General features: G+C 67.9%; 16 protein-coding genes. 11 read left to right on the forward strand and 5 right to left on the reverse strand.

The features are described 5' to 3' along the window. Window positions 1-6 precede the first annotated feature (6 nt). Both G6N27_RS22075 and G6N27_RS22080 read left to right on the forward strand, forming a co-directional pair. A complete protein-coding gene (locus G6N27_RS22075) occupies window positions 7-1251 on the forward strand; it encodes a DUF1214 domain-containing protein (RefSeq protein ID WP_163780131.1) in 1245 nt (414 codons plus the stop codon). Window position 1252: 1 nt separating this feature from the next. Further along, window positions 1253-2083 (forward strand): oxidoreductase, encoded by an 831-nt coding sequence (locus tag G6N27_RS22080; protein ID WP_163780133.1) that lies wholly within the window; start codon window positions 1253-1255, stop codon window positions 2081-2083. Between the two features lie 11 nt (window positions 2084-2094). Here the strand turns inward: G6N27_RS22080 and satS are convergent, their stop codons facing one another. Further along, entirely contained in the window at window positions 2095-3363 is a 1269-nt protein-coding gene (satS, locus tag G6N27_RS22085) for a protein export chaperone SatS (RefSeq protein WP_163780135.1), read from the reverse strand. Window positions 3364-3400: 37 nt separating this feature from the next. Beyond that, window positions 3401-4303 carry an alkaline phosphatase family protein gene (locus G6N27_RS22090; protein WP_163780137.1) on the reverse strand — a complete coding sequence of 301 codons (903 nt, stop codon included), beginning with the start codon at window positions 4301-4303 and terminating at the stop codon, window positions 3401-3403. A gap of 150 nt (window positions 4304-4453) precedes the next feature. Between G6N27_RS22090 and G6N27_RS22095 the strand changes: the two genes are divergently transcribed. Continuing rightward, window positions 4454-5812, forward strand: coding sequence for a PE-PPE domain-containing protein (locus G6N27_RS22095; protein WP_163780139.1), 1359 nt, complete (start codon window positions 4454-4456; stop codon window positions 5810-5812). Between the two features lie 28 nt (window positions 5813-5840). Continuing rightward, the gene (upp, locus tag G6N27_RS22100) at window positions 5841-6464 is read left to right on the forward strand and encodes a uracil phosphoribosyltransferase (protein WP_163780141.1); all 624 of its coding nucleotides are present in this window, start codon (window positions 5841-5843) and stop codon (window positions 6462-6464) included. Window position 6465: 1 nt separating this feature from the next. Here upp and G6N27_RS22105 read toward each other — a convergent pair whose 3' ends face one another. Further along, window positions 6466-8043, reverse strand: a complete 1578-nt coding sequence (locus tag G6N27_RS22105) for a phospho-sugar mutase (RefSeq protein ID WP_163780143.1) — start codon at window positions 8041-8043, stop codon at window positions 6466-6468. 15 nt (window positions 8044-8058) lie between these two features. Next, window positions 8059-8862 carry a purine-nucleoside phosphorylase gene (locus G6N27_RS22110; RefSeq protein WP_163780145.1) on the reverse strand — a complete coding sequence of 268 codons (804 nt, stop codon included), beginning with the start codon at window positions 8860-8862 and terminating at the stop codon, window positions 8059-8061. Between the two features lie 48 nt (window positions 8863-8910). Between G6N27_RS22110 and G6N27_RS22115 the strand changes: the two genes are divergently transcribed. From G6N27_RS22115 to G6N27_RS22135, 5 genes are all read left to right on the forward strand, one after another. Further along, window positions 8911-10095, forward strand: a complete 1185-nt coding sequence (locus G6N27_RS22115) for an amidohydrolase (protein WP_163780147.1) — start codon at window positions 8911-8913, stop codon at window positions 10093-10095. Beyond that, window positions 10092-11264: a M20 family metallopeptidase gene (locus G6N27_RS22120; protein ID WP_163780149.1), complete on the forward strand. Its 1173-nt coding sequence runs from the start codon at window positions 10092-10094 to the stop codon at window positions 11262-11264. The genes G6N27_RS22115 and G6N27_RS22120 overlap by 4 nt, the downstream gene beginning before the upstream one ends. A 93-nt stretch (window positions 11265-11357) precedes the next feature. Next, entirely contained in the window at window positions 11358-12971 is a 1614-nt protein-coding gene (gene mdlC, locus G6N27_RS22125; RefSeq protein ID WP_163780151.1) for a benzoylformate decarboxylase, read from the forward strand. 2 nt (window positions 12972-12973) lie between these two features. Next, complete coding sequence (locus G6N27_RS22130; RefSeq protein WP_163780153.1) at window positions 12974-13948, forward strand: quinone oxidoreductase family protein; 975 nt, start codon at window positions 12974-12976, stop codon at window positions 13946-13948. Between the two features lie 23 nt (window positions 13949-13971). Next, window positions 13972-15165: a PucR family transcriptional regulator gene (locus tag G6N27_RS22135; RefSeq protein ID WP_163780154.1), complete on the forward strand. Its 1194-nt coding sequence runs from the start codon at window positions 13972-13974 to the stop codon at window positions 15163-15165. Window positions 15166-15247: 82 nt separating this feature from the next. Here G6N27_RS22135 and G6N27_RS22140 read toward each other — a convergent pair whose 3' ends face one another. Next, entirely contained in the window at window positions 15248-15727 is a 480-nt protein-coding gene (locus G6N27_RS22140) for a gamma-glutamylcyclotransferase (protein ID WP_163780157.1), read from the reverse strand. A gap of 65 nt (window positions 15728-15792) precedes the next feature. On the opposite strand from G6N27_RS22140, the gene G6N27_RS22145 reads away from it, so the two are divergent. Then, a complete protein-coding gene (locus G6N27_RS22145) occupies window positions 15793-17199 on the forward strand; it encodes an NAD(P)H-quinone dehydrogenase (RefSeq protein WP_163780159.1) in 1407 nt (468 codons plus the stop codon). A 69-nt stretch (window positions 17200-17268) separates the two neighbouring features. Continuing rightward, on the forward strand, window positions 17269-19026 hold the full coding sequence (locus tag G6N27_RS22150; RefSeq protein WP_163780161.1) for a glycerol-3-phosphate dehydrogenase/oxidase: 1758 nt from the start codon (window positions 17269-17271) through the stop codon (window positions 19024-19026). The last annotated feature ends 6 nt before the right edge of the window (window positions 19027-19032 follow it).

Below are 19032 nucleotides of genomic sequence, written 5' to 3' on the forward strand. Positions count from 1 at the left end.
GAGCCCATGGTAGACGACCCCGTCGCGACAGCGGCTCAGCACGAGCAGGAATTGGCTGCGCTCGAGTTGATCGAGCATCGCACGGTCACCGCGGCCTACCGCACGGTAGCGGAGACCTGGCTGGGCCGGGCGAAGGCCTCACCGGCGATGCGCGAGCGCTTCGACGAGGCGTTCGCCGAGGTGATGTTCTCCGCGGCGATATGGTCGTCGAATCAGGACAAGCTGCGGCCGAAGGTCAGCTGCATCACGCGGCTCGCACATCCGGTCGACGGTCGCCGTATCCCGGGATCACGTTGGGGGATCGACAATCCCGACAGCGTCTACCGGGTAATCCCGATATCGGGCGACGAACGCTACGAGATCCACGGCCGGGTCGGCGATCACCGCATGACGGAGAACTACTTCACACTGTGGGATGCCCACATGGGCACCGTCGACGTGCTCAACGGCCGCACCATGCAAGTGGACTCCGATGGCAGCTTCACCATCACCGTCGACGCCGGACCTGCCGACGGGCGGCCCAACCACGTGCAGTCGACCAACCAGGCGCACGAGTTCTACATCCGCGACGTCCTGCTGGACTGGGGCCGCGACGACCCGAATTACTTTGAGGTGCAACGCCTCGGCGGTCCTGCTGTAACACCGGCGCGCACGCTGGACGAGCAGGCCGAGGCGACGGCGGCGATGATGGAGTACTTCGCGAACTTCACCGGCAAGCTCAGCCACGGTGTGTACAAGATGCCGCCCAATCACTTCAACCTGGCATGGTCGGCCGACAAGGTCGGTGCGATGCGCAATCAGGTCTACGTGATGGGTCGTTTCGAGCTCGCCCCGGACGAGGCCTTCGTCGTCGACCTCAGCGACGGCGGCGCCGAATACTTCACCGTTCCGCTGAGCAACATCTGGGGCACCACCCTGGACATCGTCGACCGCACCGGCAGCCTCAACAAGGCGCAGTCGGTGGCCAATGAGGACGGCAGCTACACCTACGTGATCTCGCCGACCGATCCCGGGGTGGCCAACTGGATCGACTCCGACGGGCTGCGCGAAGGCATCCTCACGCTGCGGATGGCCGAATTCGGTGCGGCCGGTCCGCGTGAGGACCTCGGTGCCCGCGGCAGAGTGGTGAAGCTGGACCGGCTCGACAGCGAGCTGCCGTGCCTGCCCCGGGTGACTGCGGAGCAGCGCAAAGCCGAACTCGCCGAACGGCGTTCGGCCTACCTGCGTCGCCTGCCGGAAGGGACGGCGTGAGATGGGGCGCTGGCTGATCACCGGGTGCTCGACCGGGTTCGGGCGCGAGATCGCCCGCGCGGTACTAGCGGCCGGCCACAGTGCGGTGGTCACCGCGCGACGGTCCGAGGCGGTGCAGGACATCGCCGACGAGTTCGGTGACCGCGCGGTAGCCGTCGCGCTGGATGTGACCGATGCCGGCCAGATCGCGGAGGCGGTGTCGTCGGCCGAGAACGCGTTCGGCGGCATCGACGTGCTGGTCAACAACGCCGGGCACGGCTATCTGTCGGCGGTGGAGGAAGGCGAGGACGCCGAGGTCCGAAAACTGTTCGACGTCAACTACTTCGGCGCGGTAAACATGATCAAGGCGGTGCTGCCGGCCATGCGGGCGCGAAGGTCGGGCCATATCGTCAACATCTCGTCGATGACCGGTCTGGTGGCCAACCCGCCCAACGCGTATTACTCGTCGACCAAGTTCGCGCTCGAAGCGGTCACCGAAGCGCTGGCCACCGAGGTCCGGCCGCTGGGCATCAAGGTCACCGCGATCGAACCGGGCGCGTTTCGCACCGATTGGGCGACGCGCTCGATGAAGGAATCAGCCACTCCCATCGCCGATTACGCGGACGTGGCGGCGCGCAAGGACCTGATCAAGCAATTCGCCGACCACCTGCCCGGCGATCCGCGAAAGGTCGCCGAAGCGGTGCTGATGGTGACCGAACTCGACGACCCCCCGCTGCGGCTGCTGTTGGGCCGCGATGTGCTGAAAGCGATGCGCGACAAGATCGCCGCGATGTCGTCGTCGATCGAGGAGTGGAAATCGGTGACCAAGGACGTGAACTTCCCCGGTTCCTAATCGACGACCCGCTATTCGCGCCTCAAGCGTGAATCAACGAAAGCCTCGAGCTCTTCCCAGGCGTGCACAGCGTCGGCGTACGGCGGCTTGGGCGCGCTCACCGAGTCGGAGTCGAGCACATACGCGACCAGTTTGCCCAGTGGCTGGTCGGTCTCCAGCGCCTTGTCGACGGCGTTGTCCTCGGCGTAGTCGCCGACATCGCGGAGAAACTCCACCGCCAGGTCGAGTTGGTCGCGGTCCACCGCGTCCGGGCCATCGGCGAAGTCGTCGGCGAGGCCGGTCAGGACGTAGACGTTGTCGTCGGTGATGTCGACGCGAAGCGATCCATCGGTTGCCGCCGTGCGGATGTCGTCATAGGTGCTCAGGTCGGACAAGTCGTGGTCGTGCTCGTCGGCGAGATATCTGGCCAGTGCCCGCTCGGAGGTGAACACGCTGATTCGACCGTTGCGGCCCAAGAAGATCGGGCGATCGTCGAAGTAACAGCGCAACGAGTAGAAGGTGCCCGAGCTCGACATGATCCGGATCGGGTCGATGCCGACCTTCAGCCAGAAGTCCTCGTCCCCGCCGAGCACCATCTCTCCGCCGGACGCGCTCGGCTCCTTGGCCTCAGCTTCCTCGGCTTCAGCCTCCTCGGTGGTTTCGGTGGCGTCGTCCTCGGCAGTCTCGACCACTTCATCTTCGAACGGCTCGGCCAATTCGGCCGCGGCGGCTTCGGAGACCTTCGAGTCCACGTCGGGAATGCTGACGATCGCCTCGACGGCGCCGAGCACGTCGTCCCAGCTGCGCGCGACGACCTCGGCGATCGCGTTCCATCGCTTGAGGCCCGCTTTGCCGGTGAAGTGGTCGATGCCGCCGCTGAGCGTGCCCAGCGTCGGGTTGCCGTTGAAGAACTTCATCACCGCCGGCAACTCGCAGACCGAGCCGAGCGACGACACGATCGCGAACGCCTCGGCCAGCGCGGTCACCGATTGTTCGGTCGGCTTCTCCGACACCAAGTCTTCGACGCCGACGAGGTCGTAGTGCTTGTCCTCGCCCGGCGTCACCTTGTGCGCGTTGGCCTCGGTCAGCTCTTTCCATGCCGGGTGGTCGACAAGGTCGTTGTCGGTATTGGTGCGCACGAACGCGACCAGGTCGGCGGGTGTCTCGAAGATGTAGAGGTCATCGTCGCGGCCCAGGAACGCCTCCCACTCGTCGCCGGCGTCGCGCCAGCGGGGCGCCCACACGGTGTACCGGTCACCGGCGGTCAGGCTCAAGCGGATCGGTACGAGGTCAGCAGCCATGCGGCACACAATAGCGACGACCCGGGCGACGTCCGGTTTAGGCACCCCAGATGTCGGTGATCGCGGGCGCCCGGGTTGCGTACCCCAGCTTGGGCAGCCCGTACATCTCTTCGAGGGTGGACAGCACGTTGTAGTGGCTGATCGGCTCGTTGTAGATGCCGGGCCGGACGCTCGCGCCGTAGAACACCGTGGGGATCTGATTGCGCGGGGTGTTGTCGTCCTCGTCCCAGGTCAGGATTAGCAGGCTGTTGTTGGCCCGCGCCCACGACGCGTACTGCGACAGATTTTGATACAGCCAGGTGTCGCCCTGAGTGATCGAGCCGTCGTGCATGTCGTTGTCGAGGTTGGGGATGACGATCGAGACGGTCGGCAGGCTGGCGTAATTCCCGGGCGGCGGAAATGCGGAGAACGGCAGCGAGCGGGAACTCGGGATATTGGTGAAGCTGGCCCAGGGCACATGCTTGCGCGCATATTTCCCGGCGCTGCAGGCCGGCGAGCCCACCTCCGGAAGGCCTTCCGCGTAGCCCGCGAACGTGCGACCCGCCCCGAGTAACTGGGAGCCGAGGTTGGGCGTGTTGCCGCCGTTGACCGGACAGACGTTCGCCGTGACGAGCGTGTTGCCGGCGAACAAGGCGTAGTAGTTGGGTTCGCTGGGATGCAACTCGGCGAAGGATTGCGCCATCATCGCGCCGCCCGCGGCCAGCTCGTTGATGAAGGGGGCCGCCTTGTTGCCGATGATGTTCGTTTGTGAGCGGTTCTCCTCGATCACGATGACCACGTGCGCGGGGGTCGGGACGGAGGCCGCCCGGAACTCGACCGTGGTGTTGTCCGGCCGCTGGGGAGGCGACGGCCACGACATCAACGCCGTGGCGACCGTCAACACGCCGACGAGGCTGACCGCGCGATGTCGCTTGCCGTTCCGCCCGGGTCGGCGCCGCATTGCGGGAGTATATGGCCGGTTTGCCGGACTCGGCGGCTCGGCTTACACGTGTCGGCTGGCGATTGAATGAAAAATAACTGTGAATTTGCCGTATTGCATTACGCTTCAGCCGAACCGCAGGGTCGGGGGACCCGCGGCAGGGAGGTCGCCATGTCGAGTGTGCGGGGTCGTGCGCTGGGTGTTGCATGTTCGGCGGCTGTGTTGGGCACGGCCTTGGCGGTGACCGGACCGTCCGCGGTGCGCGCGCTGATGGCCGACGTCGGCCTGCTTGCCAACGACGGCTTGATCATGGGCGGTACCGGCAACCCGATGCCCGACCAGGCCTACCTCAACAGCGTCGAAGGCCTCTACCTAAGCCAGTACTCCGGATACAACTTCGAACCCGTGACGACGCCGGAGCAGTTCTGTCCGATCGAATGCTCGGCCGGCCAGCCCGACCTGGGTTTCGGTGACTCGGTGAATGCCGGCGTCGGCGACCTGAACAGTGCGATCGTCCCGGGGGACAACGTCTCGGTGCTCGGCTACTCGCAGAGCGCGACCGTCGCCACGGTCGAGATGAACAATCTGATCAACCACACCCCGGCCGGGGTGAACCTGAGCGACCTGCATTTCACGCTGCTCGGCGATCCGAACAGTCCGATCGGCGGCATGCTGGACCGCTTCCAGTTCCCGGACGGCGTGGGCGCGTTCAGCTTGAGCCCTGAACCGCAGCACATTCCGTTCCTGGACATTCCGATGAGCTTGGAACCGACACCGCTCAGCGGGATCGCCACCGACATCTACATGGGCGAGTACGACGGCTGGGCGGACTTCCCCTCGGACCCCACCAACATCTGGGCCGACATCAATGCGCTGATCGGCATCGAGACGGTGCACCCGTACTACCCCGACCCGACGCCCGGGGTGAACCTGGACACCGGGAACATCATCGACCTGGGGAAGATTGGCGACACCACCTTCCATGCGATCCCCGCGCCGCTGCCGGCGTTGGCGTTCATGTACGACGGCGGACCTGCCGGAATGTTCTTCTACGACACCTTCAGCCCGTTCGCGAAGTTGGTGGACGACTGGGGCTACGGCAACCCGGGCGACCCGTTCGTCGGCGTCAACGGCACCGATGCGATCGGCCCCTGGCAGGTCGACGCGACCGGCCAGCTGATGGCCTCCGGCGTCGACGGCTTCATCCCGAAGATGGACCCGCTGCAGATGCTGGCCGGCGTCGAGTACGCCGCGGTGCAGACGTTCGTCGGGCCGATCAACGACCTGTTGGGGGACGCCGGCCAATCGCCGCTGCCGACGTCGTTCGTCGACGGGTTGCTGACACTGTCGGGCTACGACTTGACCAACCAGCTCGACGCGTCGCTGCTGACTGCATGGGCCGACGCGACAGCGAGCATCCCGTCGCTGGGTCCGGACGCCATCCTCGACGGATCGCCGCTGATCTCCGGTCAGCCGCTGATCGACCTCGTCGGGTACGGGTTCGACATCTTCAACTTCTTCGGCGCCTAAGCGCTGGGCGGCCCGTAGGGTCGACGCGATGGATGTGCATGTCGTCGACCACCCGCTGGCCGCGGTCCGGCTCACCACACTGCGCGATGAGCGATCCGACAACGCCACCTTCCGCGCCGCGCTCGCCGACCTTTCGCTGATGCTGGTCTACGAAGCCACCCGCGATGCGCCGCGCGACACGGTCGACCTCCACACCCCGCTGGCCGAAACGACGGGGACACGGCTGGCCACCCCGCCGCTTCTGGTCGCGGTATTGCGGGCCGGGCTCGGCATGGTCGAGCCGGCGCACGCGCTGCTACCCGAGGCGGCCGTCGGGTTCGTCGGGGTTGCCCGCGACGAGGAAACCGCACTGCCCACCGAGTACCTGGTGTCGTTGCCCGACGATCTGCGTGGCCAACCGGTGCTCGTCCTCGACCCGATGCTGGCCACCGGCGGCTCGATGACGCACACCGTCGGCCTGCTGCACAGCCGCGGTGCCGACGACATCACCGTGCTGTGCGTGGTGGCGGCCCCGGAAGGTGTTGCGGCGCTGCAGAAGACGGCACCCGACGCGCGGTTGTTTGCGGCGGCCATCGACGCCGGGCTCAACGAGGTCGCCTACATCGTGCCGGGTCTCGGCGACGCCGGCGATCGCCAGTTCGGTCCGCGCTGAGCTACCAGCTCCGTACTGCGGCGGCGAGTTCGTCACACAGTGCGGCGGCGTGCGGGCGGGTGCCGGAGCGGACTTCGATGTAGAACTTGACCTTCGGTTCGGTGCCTGAGGGCCGGACCACGACGCGCACCGACGTGCCTGCGTCGCCGCCGGTGAAGATCAGAGCATCGGTCCGGCTCATCAGATCCGTTGTGGCTGAGGCGAACCCGACCAGCTTCGTCGGCGGCGCTGCCCGCAGTCGGCGCATCAGGGCGGCTGCCCGGTCGGGGTCGGCCACCGGCCTCGATACGGCGGCGCCGACGTGCACACCGAACCGGCGGGCGAGGTCGTCGAGCGCGTCCAGCACCGATGCGCCTGATCCTTTGAGCGTGGCGACCAGATCGCAGGCCAGCACCGCGGCGCTGATGCCGTCCTTGTCGCGGACCGCCGCCGGGTCGACGCAGTGCCCGATGGCCTCCTCGTAGGCGTAGACCAGGGACGTGCCGGGCAGCTCGGCGTCGGCGCGAGCCAGCCACTTGAAACCGGTGAGGGTCTCGACGTGGTGTGCGCCCCAGCGCGCCGCGATCGAGGCCAGCATCCGCGATGACACGACCGTGCTGGCCACCACGCTGGTCGCCAGTGTGCTCGGCTCGGTGCGCGACAGGGTGAAATCGCCGAGCAGCCAACCGGTTTCGTCACCCGACAACATCCGCCAGCCGGTGGGCGTCGGGATGCCGACCGCGCACCGATCGGCATCAGGATCAAGTGCGATCGCGACGTCGGCATCGACGTCGGCGGCCAGCGCCAGCACCGCGTCGGCGGCGCCGGGCTCTTCGGGATTCGGGAATGTCACGGTGGGGAAGTCGGGGTCGGGAGCGAATTGGGCGGCGACGGTGTGCACGTCGTGCACGCCGGCGCGGCGCAGTGTCTCCACCGCCACCGCGCCGCCCACGCCGTGCAAGGCGGTCAACGCGACGCGAACCGGTCCCGGCGACCGCCGCAGCCCCGCGGCCCGGTCGATATACTGCTCGATCAGTTCGGCACCGGCGGGTTCGACTGGCGCCCTGGCGATTTCGTCGGCGAATGGCGCGCCGTCGATCGCGGCTTCGATCTCCCGGTCGGTGGGGGAGACGATCTGAATCCCGCCGTCCAGGTACACCTTGTAGCCGTTGTCGGCCGGTGGATTGTGTGACGCGGTGATCTGAATGCCCGCCGCCGCGCCGGTCTGCCGCACGGAAAACGCCAGCACCGGCGTGGGTACCGGATCGGCAAACTGCATCACCGAAAATCCCTCGGCGGCAAGCGCTTCCGCGGCCGCCACACAGAATTCGGCCGACCCGTGTCGCGCGTCCCGTCCGACGATCACCGTCGAGCCGGCCACGCCGCGACCGGTGAGCACCGTCGCTAGCGCCCACGTCGCCCGCAGCACCACCGCGACGTTCATCGCGTCCGGGCCGCCCCGCACCGGGCCGCGCAATCCGGCGGTGCCGAAGGTCAGCGGCCTGGCGAACCGCGCCGTCAGCTCGGCCGGATCGCAACGGGCGAGTTCGGCGGCCGTCACCGGATCGGGGTCGTGGGCGATCCACTCCTCCGGAGTCATGCGAGCCTCAGAGCCTCAGAGCCGCGCGACGACGTCGGCCAGCAGCGCGCCCATCCGGGTCGCGGCCTCCGCGCCGGTGGCGAGCACCTCGATGTGGCTCAGCGGCTCACCGGTGATGCCCGCGGCCATGTTGGTGACCAGCGAGATGCCGAGTATCTCGGCGCCCGCCGCGCGCGCGGCGATCGTCTCGTGCACGGTCGACATGCCGACCAGGTCGGCGCCCAGCGTCCGCAACATCCGAATCTCGGCGGGCGTCTCAAAATGCGGCCCGGGCAGCCCGGCGTACACGCCGTAGTCCAGCGTCGGGTCGACCTCGCGGGCCAGCGACCGCAGCCGCGGGCTGTATGCGTCGACCATGTCGACGAACTGGGCTCCGACCAAAGGCGATCGCCCGGTCAGGTTCAGGTGGTCGCTGATCAACACCGGCTGGCCGACGGCGAAGTCCTCGCGCACCGCGCCGGCGGCATTGGTCAGCACCACCACGCGCGCGCCGACTGCGCAGGCCGTTCGCACCGGATGCACGACGTGCCGCAGGTCATGGCCCTCGTAGGCGTGCACCCGACCGGCCAACACCAGCACGCGATGCGCACCGATGCCGACCGACAACACGTGACCGGTGTGCCCGACCGCGGTCGGCGGGGTGAACCCCGGCAGGTCTGCCATCGGCAGAATCGCGGTCGGCCGGCCCAGCGCGGCCACGGCCGGTGACCACCCCGAACCCAGAACGATCGCGACGTCGTGCTCGGCGATCTCGGTGATGTCGGCGATGAACTGCGCAGCCGTCCGTGCAAGCGCGTCGGGGTCTGGTGGACCGGTCACAGAGCGGCAGCTTAGTCCGCCCGTCACCGTCGGTGAGATACTGCGACGATGGGCCCAATCCCGGTGCTGGATCACGTCGAGGACACGGTGCAGCGTCGCAGCACCGACCTCGTCGCGCTGTCGCACGCGATCCATGCCGAACCGGAGTTGGCATTCGCCGAGCACCGCAGTTGCGCCAAGACGCAGGCGCTGGTGGCGGAGCGGGGTTTCGAGATCACCTCGGCAGCGGGCGGTTTGGACACCGCGTTCCGTGCGGAGTTCGGCAGCGGCCCGCTGACAGTCGGGGTGTGTGCCGAATACGACGCCCTGCCGGGGATCGGTCATGCCTGCGGCCACAACATCATTGCCGCGTCGGCCGTCGGCGCCGCGCTGGCGCTGGCCGACGTCGCCGATGAGCTCGGGCTGAAAGTGGTGCTGGTGGGCACGCCCGCCGAAGAGTTCGGCGGCGGAAAAGTGTTGCTGCTCAACGCCGGTGTGTTCGACGACCTGGCGCTCGCGGTGATGGTGCATCCCGGTCCGGTCGACATCGCGGCGGCCCGGTCGCTGACCCTGTCGGCGGTCCGGGTGGATTACCGCGGACGAGAAGCGCACGCCTCGGCCGCGCCATACCAGGGCATCAACGCCGCCGACGCCGTCACCGTCGCGCAGGTCGCGATCGGCTTGCTGCGCCAGCAGCTCGCACCGGGACAGCAGGTGCACGGCATCGTCGCCGAGGGCGGCCAGGTCGCCAACGTCATTCCCGCGCACACCGAGTTGCAGTACACGATGCGCGCCACCGAGGCATCGTCGCTGGCCGACCTGGAAGCCAAGGTCCGCAACTGTTTCCTGGCCGGCGCGGTCGCCACCGGCTGCGACCACACCGTCGAGCAGACCGAGCCGATGTACGACGCGCTCAAGCCGGACCCCTGGATGGCCGAGGCGGTCCGCGCCGAGATGACGCGACTCGGCCGTGCGCCCGTCGACCAGGCGCTGGAAGCGGCGCTGCCGCTGGGCAGCACCGACATGGGCAACGTCACCCAGTTGCTGCCCGGCATCCACCCGATGGTGGCCGTCGATGCCGGCGGCGCGTCGTTGCATCAGCCCGCATTCACCGCAGCCGCCGCCGGTGCCAGCGCCGACAAGGCCGTGCTCGATGGGGCAATCATGTTGGCGCGCACGGTTGTTCGCGTTGCCGATTCGCCGGACCAGCGCGACCGGGTGTTGGCTGCACAAGCACAGCGGGCGGCGTCATGACTCTCGCCCACGTCGCGGACTCCTGGCTCGCCGCGCACTTCGACGAACTGGTCGAGTGGCGGCGCCACATCCACCGCTATCCGGAACTGGGCCGCCAGGAGTACGTCACCACGCAGTTCGTCGCCGAGCGGCTGGTCGACGCCGGGCTCAACCCGAAGGTGTTGCCAGGCGGGACCGGGTTGACCTGCGACTTCGGCCCGGATCGCGAGCCTCGAATCGCGTTGCGGGCCGACATGGATGCGTTGCCGATGGCTGAGCGCACCGGTGCCCCGTACGCCTCGACGATGCCGAACGCCGCCCACGCCTGCGGGCACGACGGGCACACCGCGATCCTGCTGGGTACCGCGCTCGCGCTGGCGGGGGCGCCCGAGTTGCCGGTCGGGCTGCGGCTGATCTTCCAGCCGGCCGAAGAACTGATGCCCGGCGGTGCGATCGACACCATCGCCGCGGGCGCGCTGTCCGGGGTGAGCCGCATCTTCGCGCTGCACTGCGATCCCCGGCTGGAGGTCGGCAGGATCGCGGTGAAGACCGGTCCGATAACGTCGGCGGCCGACATGATCGAGATCAGCCTGTCGTCGCCGGGCGGGCACACCTCGCGGCCACACCTGACCAGCGATCTGGTCTACGGGCTGGGCACGCTGATCACCGGCGTGCCCGGCATCCTGTCGCGGCGCATCGACCCGCGCAACAGCACCGTGATGGTGTGGGGCGCGGTCAATGCCGGCGTGGCCGCCAACGCCATTCCGCAGAGCGGCACACTGGCCGGCACCATCCGGACCGCCAGCCGGGAGACCTGGCTGGGCCTGGAGGACATCGTCCGGGAGGCGGTGGCGGCGTTGCTGTCGCCGCTGGGCATCGAGCACACCGTGCAGTACAACCGCGGGGTTCCGCCGGTGGTCAACGAAGAGGTCTCGACGCGGATCATCACCCACGCCGTCGAGGCGCTCGGCCCGGACGCGTTGGCCGACACCCGCCAATCCGGCGGCGGCGAGGACTTCTCCTGGTATCTGGAGGAAGTGCCCGGAGCGATGGCGCGGCTGGGGGTGTGGTCGGGTCACGGTCCACAGCTCGATCTGCATCAGCCGACGTTCGACCTCGACGAGCGGGCACTGGCGGTCGGGCTGCGGCTGATGGTCAACATCGTGGAGCAGTCCGCCGCGCTGGGTTGATCGCTGGGAGTGTGGCCCGGCACAGATTTCGATAGGAAACGATGTTGGTCGCGACACCAGCGGGCCGTGACCGAAGCTGCGAAAATTCTCGACATGGCTACGCAATCCACGATTTGGGATGTGACATACGGCCTGCTGCGCACCTTGGGCCTGACGACGGTGTTCGGCAATCCGGGATCGACCGAGCAGACGTTCCTGAAGAATTTTCCCGACGACTTCACCTATGTCCTTGGCTTGCAGGAAGCGTCGGTGCTGGCGATGGCCGACGGCTTCGCGCAGGCCACCGGTAAACCGACGCTGGTGAACCTGCACACCGCGGCGGGCACCGGCAACGCGATGGGCAGCCTGATCGCCGCCTACAAGAGCAACACTCCGTTGATCGTCACCGCCGGACAGCAGACGCGCGAGATGTCGCTGTGCGAGCCGTATCTGACCAACACCAGCGCGACGCAGCTGCCGTTGCCGTGGGTCAAGTGGGCCTACGAACCGGCACGGGCCGAGGATGTGCCGGCTGCGTTCATGCGGGCCTACACGGTCGCGGTCCAGCCGCCGGCGGGCCCGGTGTATCTGTCCATCCCCCTTGATGATTGGGAGAAACCAGCTCTTGGTCCCGCGGTCGTGCGGACGTCAAGCACGCGGATTGCCCCCGACGCGGACCGGCTGCGCGCCTTCGCCGACCGGATCAACCGGGCGCAGCGACCCGCGCTGGTGATCGGTCCCGAGGTCGACCGGGCCGACGCCTGGGACGCCGGCGTCGCGTTCGCGGAGAAGGTGCACGCCCCGGTCTACGGAAGCCCGCTGACCGACCGGGCGGGCTTCCCGGAGAACCATGCCCTCTGGCAGGGGTTGTTGCCGATGACCATCGCCGAAGTCACCGAGGTGCTGCGCGGTCACGACCTCGTAGTCGTGGTCGGTGCGCAGGTCTTCCGCTACTACCCGTATGTGCCCGGCGACTACCTGCCCGACGGCACCGAGCTGCTGCAGATCACCAACGATCCGTTCCTGACCGGTGCGGCGCCCGTCGGCGACAGCCTGCTGAGCGACACCCTGCTGGCCCTGCAGCAGCTGACCCCGCTGATCGAGGCCAAATCCGGCCGGCCGACGCCGACGCCGATCGACCGAAGCCCGGCGACCGTCGAATCGGTGAGTGCCCCGCTGACCCCGGAGCAGGTCTACTCGACGCTGAGCACGGTGAGGCAGCCCGGGGCGGCGCTGGCGAACGAGTCAACGTCGACGCTGGCCGAGCAGCAGCGCTGGCTGCCGGCCGTCGGACCCCGATCGTTCTTCGCCACCGGCAGCGGCGGCATCGGGTGGGGCGTACCGGGCGCCGTCGGCGTCGCGTTGGGCGATCGGGCCAGCGGGCGTAATCGTCATGTGGTGGCGACTATCGGCGACGGGTCTTTCCAGTATTCGATCCAGGCGATCTGGACCGCAGCACAGCACAAACTGCCGATCGTGTTCGTCGTCATGCGCAACGGCGAATACTCGATTCTGAAATCCTTTGCGCTGCTGGAGAAGACGCCCAACGTGCCGGGTCTGGATCTGCCCGGCCTGGACATCGAGTCGCTGGCGATCGGCTTCGGCTGCCGCGCTGTCACGGTCGACGGAACCGAGCAACTGGTCAAGGAATTCGAGGCTGCGCTGGGCGCCGACGGGCCGACCGTCATCGTGATCCCGACCAAACCTCAAGTCGCGCATCTGGGCTGACGATGCGCGTTATCGAGGTCTCCGCACTCGGCGGCCCCGAGGTCCTGGATTACGTCGAGCGTCCGGTGCCCGAACCCGGGCCAGGGCAGGTGCTGATCAAGGCCGAGGCGATCGGCGTCAACTTCATCGACACGTATTTCCGGACCGGGCTGTATCCGCGGCCACTTCCGTTCATTCTCGGCAGCGAGGTCTGCGGCACCGTCGTCGGGGTGGGTGCGGAAGTCGGCCGGCTGTCGGTCGGCGACCGCGTGGCCACCTCAGACGCTCTCGGTGCGTACGCCGAATTCACGGTTGCACCGGCCGACCTGGTGACTCCCGTTCCCGGCGGCGTCGCACCCGAGGTCGCCGCGTCCGCGCTGCTCAAAGGCCACACCGCGCACCTGCTGATCAGGTCGGTGTATCCCGTCGGTGCGGATGTCACCGTCTTGCTTCATGCCGGGGCCGGCGGAGTCGGGCTGATCCTGACGCAGTGGGCGACCAGCTTGGGTGCCCGGGTGATCACGACCGTCTCGACGCCGCAGAAGGCTGAACTGTCGCGGCAGGCAGGGGCGGTCGAGGTGCTCGACTATCCGAACGACCCGGCGGTGTTCGGCGCCGCGATCCGGTCGTTGACCGACGGGGAAGGTGTGGCCGCCGCGTACGACGGCGTCGGCAAGTCGACGTTCGATGCCAGCCTGGCCAGTCTGGCGATCCGCGGCACGTTGGCTTTGTATGGAGCGTCCAGCGGACCCGTGCCACCCGTCGATCCGCAGCGGCTCAACGCCGCGGGCTCGGTGTATCTGACCCGGCCCATGCGCACCCACTTCAACCGAACCTACGACGAATTCGCTTGGCGTTCAGCCGATTTGTTCCAGGTGATACTGGACGGCACGGTCACTGTGACGACCGGGAAGACCTATCGACTCGCCGACGCGGCGCAAGCCCATCGCGACCTGGAAGGCCGCAAGACACATGGATCGACGGTGCTCATCCCCTGAGCGACGACGACTAGGCTGCCGCTATGCCGGCCGATTCCGTCGAGGCCCAGCTCGCTGAACTGGGTGCGGCCCTATTGTCGCGGGCCGACGAACTGGCCGACACCATGCTGGCGCTGATGCGCAGCGAGGTGGGCTTCCACCGGAGTGTGGCCTTGGTGTCCGACGACGAATTGCGCACCACGGTGCGGACCCATCTCGACTTCATCCTCGGGGCCTTCGGGGCGACGACGATCTGTTATGACACCCGAGCGGCGGCGGAGACCGGCCGCAACCGGGCCGCCGCCGGTGTGCCGCTGGCGGCCGTCATGGACTCCTATCGGATGTGCGCACGGTTTATCTGGGACGAGCTTCGCGCCGAAGCCGCGCGCCGCGACACGGTGACCGATGCCGGCGTTGTCGGGGCCTCGTCGGCCATGTGGCTGGTGCTCGACGAGTTCACCACAGCGATGGTCACGGGGTATCAGGAAGAGATGGCCCGCCAATTCGTCGGCCGCCAGCAGGAGCGATCGGCGATGGTGCAGGCGCTGATCGACGGCCGACTCACCGACACGGTCGATATGTGGAATACCGCTGACACGCTTCGCATTTCGTTGCAAGGTCCCTACCTGGTGGTGTGCGCGGAATTGGCCAGCATCGGTCGATCAGTGCTGCCTGACATCGAGGCCCGACTATTGGCGCAGGGCATCTTCTCGGCATGGCGGCTGCAGCCCGACATCGAGATCGGAATCCTTCACCTCGGTCCGGCCGGCAGCCTCGACGCCGTCGTGGAGTTGCTGCGCGGATACGTCTCGACGCGGGTGGGCATCAGCCCGCCGATATTGGACCTGGCCGAAACCGCGAGCGCTCTGCGCTACGCCCGGATCGCCATGACCGGGAGCCGGCCGGAGCGCAGCCCGGTCACCATCTTCGACCGCGATGTGATGGCGGTGACCGCCGCCGCGGCGCCCGAGGTGATGAGCCGGATTGCCGAGAATGTGCTCGGACCACTCGATGACTTGCCACGTCACGAGCGCGACGCGCTGCTCGATACCCTCGACGCCTGGTTCGACAATGGCGGTTCGGCCGAGCGCGCCGCGAACGTGCTCTACGTACACCCCAACACCGTCCGGCAACGGCTGCGAAAGCTCGAGCAGTACACCGGACGTGCGCTCGGTGATCCCCGCGCGGCAGCCGAACTGTGCATCGCACTGGAAACCAGATACCGGGCAACGCCTTAACGGCCGACACGGTTGTCGCTCAAAGGCGGGCACATCGGGTGTCGGCCGACACAGAGACCCACGTGACGTGTGTGACGAAACTTTATTCGCTGTGCCCCGGACCGATGTTGCGCGCCGGCCGCGTGCGGATCTCGTGCACGTATTCGCTTGGCGCGCCAGCGATTTCCGCGGCGTCGGCCATCACCCCGATGTATCGCGCGGACGGCAGGCCACCTTCCCAGGCGTCCACGACATACAGCCACGCCAGCACCGGATCGGTGGTGGTGTCCGACGACACGCGTTCCACCCGGCAGCGGATTTTCTTGTGGACGCCGAGCTCGGAGCCTTCCCAGCGGTCGAGGTTGTTCTCGTCGGCGGGCGTCATGTCGTAGAGCACGACGAACACCTTCGAGGTCGGATCCTCGACCACGGTGGCCAGGGCGCCTTCCCAGCCGATGTCCTCGCCGCCGAAGGTCAGCCGCCAGCCGTGCAGCCAGCCGGTTCCGGCCATCGGCGAATGGGGTGCGCGCTGCTGCATCTGTTCGGGATGCATGTTCGAGCCGTAGGCGGCGTAGAGCGGCACGGGGAAATCTTAGACGGCGCCCGCTGATGCGGCGGGTATCCGCAACCTTCGTTAGGTTAAGGGCTGTGGCGACCCGCATCGTGATCATCGGGGGAGGACCCGCCGGTTACGAGGCGGCGCTCGTCGCAGCAGCGCGCGGTGCCGCCGTCACCGTCATCGACTCCGACGGCATCGGCGGCGCCGCGGTGCTGTTCGACGTGGTGCCGTCGAAGGCGTTCATTGCGTCGACCGGCGTGCGCACCGAATTGCGCCGCGGGCCGCATCTGGGCTTCGACATCGACATCGAAGCCGCCAAGATCTCGCTGCCCGACATCCACCAGCGCGTCAAGCGGCTGGCCGCCGAACAGTCCGCCGATGTGAAGGCGCAACTGCTCAACGCGGGCGTCGACGTGGTGGCCGGCAGGGGCGAACTGGTCGACACCACTCCCGGACTGGCCACACACCGCGTTCAGGCCACCGCACCGGACGGCGGCACCAGCATTTACGACGCCGACGTGGTGCTGATCGCAACCGGCGCGAGCCCCCGCGAGCTGCCGACCGCTCGGCCCGACGGCGAGCGCATTCTGACCTGGCGTCAGCTTTACGACCTGCAGGCGCTGCCAGAACACCTGATCGTGGTCGGCTCCGGTGTCACCGGCGCCGAATTCGTGCACGCCTACACCGAGTTGGGCGTCGACGTCACGGTGGTCGCCAGCCGCGACCAGATACTGCCCTACGAGGACGCCGACGCCGCCCAGGTGCTGGAGCGCATCTTCGCCGAACGCGGCGTCGAGCTGGTCAAGAACGCCCGCGCCGACTCGGTGACCCGCACCGATTCCGGCGTTGTGGTGAAGCTGGCGGACGGCCGCACCGTCGAAGGCAGTCACGCGCTGATGACGATCGGCTCGGTGCCCAACACCGGCGGGCTGGGCCTGGAACGGGTGGGCATCGAACTGGGGCCGGGAAACTACCTGAGCGTCGACCGGGTGTCGCGGACGTCGGTGTCGAACATCTACGCCGCCGGCGACTGCACCGGGCTGCTACCGCTGGCCTCGGTCGCCGCCATGCAAGGCCGGATCGCCATGTGGCACGCCCTCGGCGAGGCCGTCACCCCGATCCGGCTGCGGACCGTCGCCGCCGCGGTGTTCACCCGGCCCGAGCTCGCGGCGGTGGGTGTGCCGCAATCAGCCATCGATGACGGATCGGTGCAGGCGCGCACGATCATGTTGCCGCTGCGGACCAACGCGCGGGCCAAGATGTCCGGGCTGCGGCACGGCTTCGTCAAGATCTTCTGCCGTCCGGCCACCGGTGTGGTGATCGGCGGCGTGGTGGTGGCGCCGATCGCGTCGGAGTTGATCCTGCCGATAGCGATGGCCGTGCAGACCCGGCTGACCGTCAACCATCTGGCGCAGACCCTCAGCGTCTATCCGTCGCTGTCGGGCTCGATCACCGAGGCGGCGCGGCGGCTGATGGCGCACGACGACCTGGACTGAGCGCCGCCCCGCGCCAGGTAGCCTTGAACCGACAAATCTACTGACGAGTAACCGACAGGAGACCGTGCCGTGAGCGACGAGATTCGCATCCCGGCCAGCGAACAGACCCGGCCGGGTTCGATCATCGGACCCGGGCAACGTGCCGCGGCCTGGGATCGCCTCGGCAGCGAGCAATTCGACGTCGTCGTCATCGGTGGCGGCGTGGTGGGTTCGGGAGCCGCTCTGGACGCCGCCACCCGCGGGCTCAAAGTCGCACTGGTCGAAGCCCGCGACTTCGCCTCCGGCACCTCGAGCAGATCGTCGAAGATGTTTCACGGCGGGCTGCGCTATCTCGAGCAACTGGAATTCGGCTTGGTGCGTGAGGCGCTGTTCGAGCGCGAGCTGTCGTTGACGACGTTGGCTCCGCACCTGGTCAAGCCGCTGCCGTTTCTCTATCCGCTGACCAAGCGGTGGTGGGAGCGGCCGTATGTCGCCGCTGGTCTGTTGCTTTACGACGAGCTCGGTGGCGCGAAATCCGTTCCGGGACAAAAACATTTGTTCCGCGCCGGTGCGCTGCGGCTGTCGCCGGGTCTGAAGCGCAGCTCGCTGATCGGCGGTATCCGCTACTACGACACCGTCGTCGACGACGCGCGGCACACCCTGACCGTGGTGCGTACCGCGGCGCAGTACGGCGCGGTCGTCCGTTCGTCCACCCAGGTGGTGTCACTGCTGCGCGAAGGCGACCGGGTGACCGGTGTGCGGGTGCGCGACTCGGAGGACGGCGCGGTTGCGGAGGTGCGCGGCCATGTCGTCGTCAACGCGACCGGGGTCTGGACCGATGAGATTCAGGCATTGTCCAAGCAGCGCGGGCGATTTCGGGTTCGGGCGTCCAAGGGTGTGCACATCGTGGTGCCGCGGGACCGGATCGTCAGCGACGCCGCGATCATCCTGCGCACCGAGAAGTCGGTGATGTTCGTGATCCCGTGGGGCAACCACTGGATCATCGGGACCACCGACACCGACTGGAATCTGGACCTCGCGCATCCGGCCGCCACCAAGGTCGACATCGATTACATCCTCAGCACCGTCAACACCGTGCTGGCAACTCCGTTGACGCACAACGACATCGACGGCGTATACGCCGGGCTGCGGCCGCTGCTGGCGGGGGAGAGTGAGGAGACGTCCAAGCTGTCGCGCGAGCACGCCGTCGCGGTTCCCGCGCCCGGCCTGGTCGCCATTGCGGGCGGCAAGTACACCACCTACCGGGTAATGGCCGCCGATGCGATCGACGCTGCGGCGCAATACGTTCCGGCCCGTGTTGCGACGTCGATCACGGAGAAGGTGCCGCTGCTGGGCGCCGACGGCTACTTCGCGCTGATCAACCAGACCGAGCACGTCGGCGCCATCGCGGGACTGCACCCGTACCGGGTACGCCATCTGCTGGACCGCTACGGGTCGCTGCTCAACGAGGTGCTCGCGATGGCGGCCGACCACCGCGAGCTGCTCAACCCGATCAGCGCCGCACCCGGCTACCTGAAGGTCGAGGCGGCCTATGCCGCGGCCGCGGAGGGCGCATTGCATCTCGAAGACATCCTGGCGCGGCGGACCCGCATCGCCATCGAGTACTCCCACCGCGGTGTCGACTGTGCCCGCGAAGTGGCCGACATCGTCGCGCCGATCCTCGGCTGGACGGACGACGATGTCGACCGCGAGGTCGAGACGTACATCGCGCGGGTTGAGGCCGAGGTCTTGTCTCAGACCCAACCCGACGACGCGTCGGCCGACGCGCTGCGAGCCAGCGCCCCGGAGGCTCGCGCCGAGATCCTCGAGCCGGTGCCGCTCAATTGAGCCAGC

It is taken from the genome of Mycobacterium cookii (assembly GCF_010727945.1).
Classification (GTDB): domain Bacteria; phylum Actinomycetota; class Actinomycetes; order Mycobacteriales; family Mycobacteriaceae; genus Mycobacterium; species Mycobacterium cookii.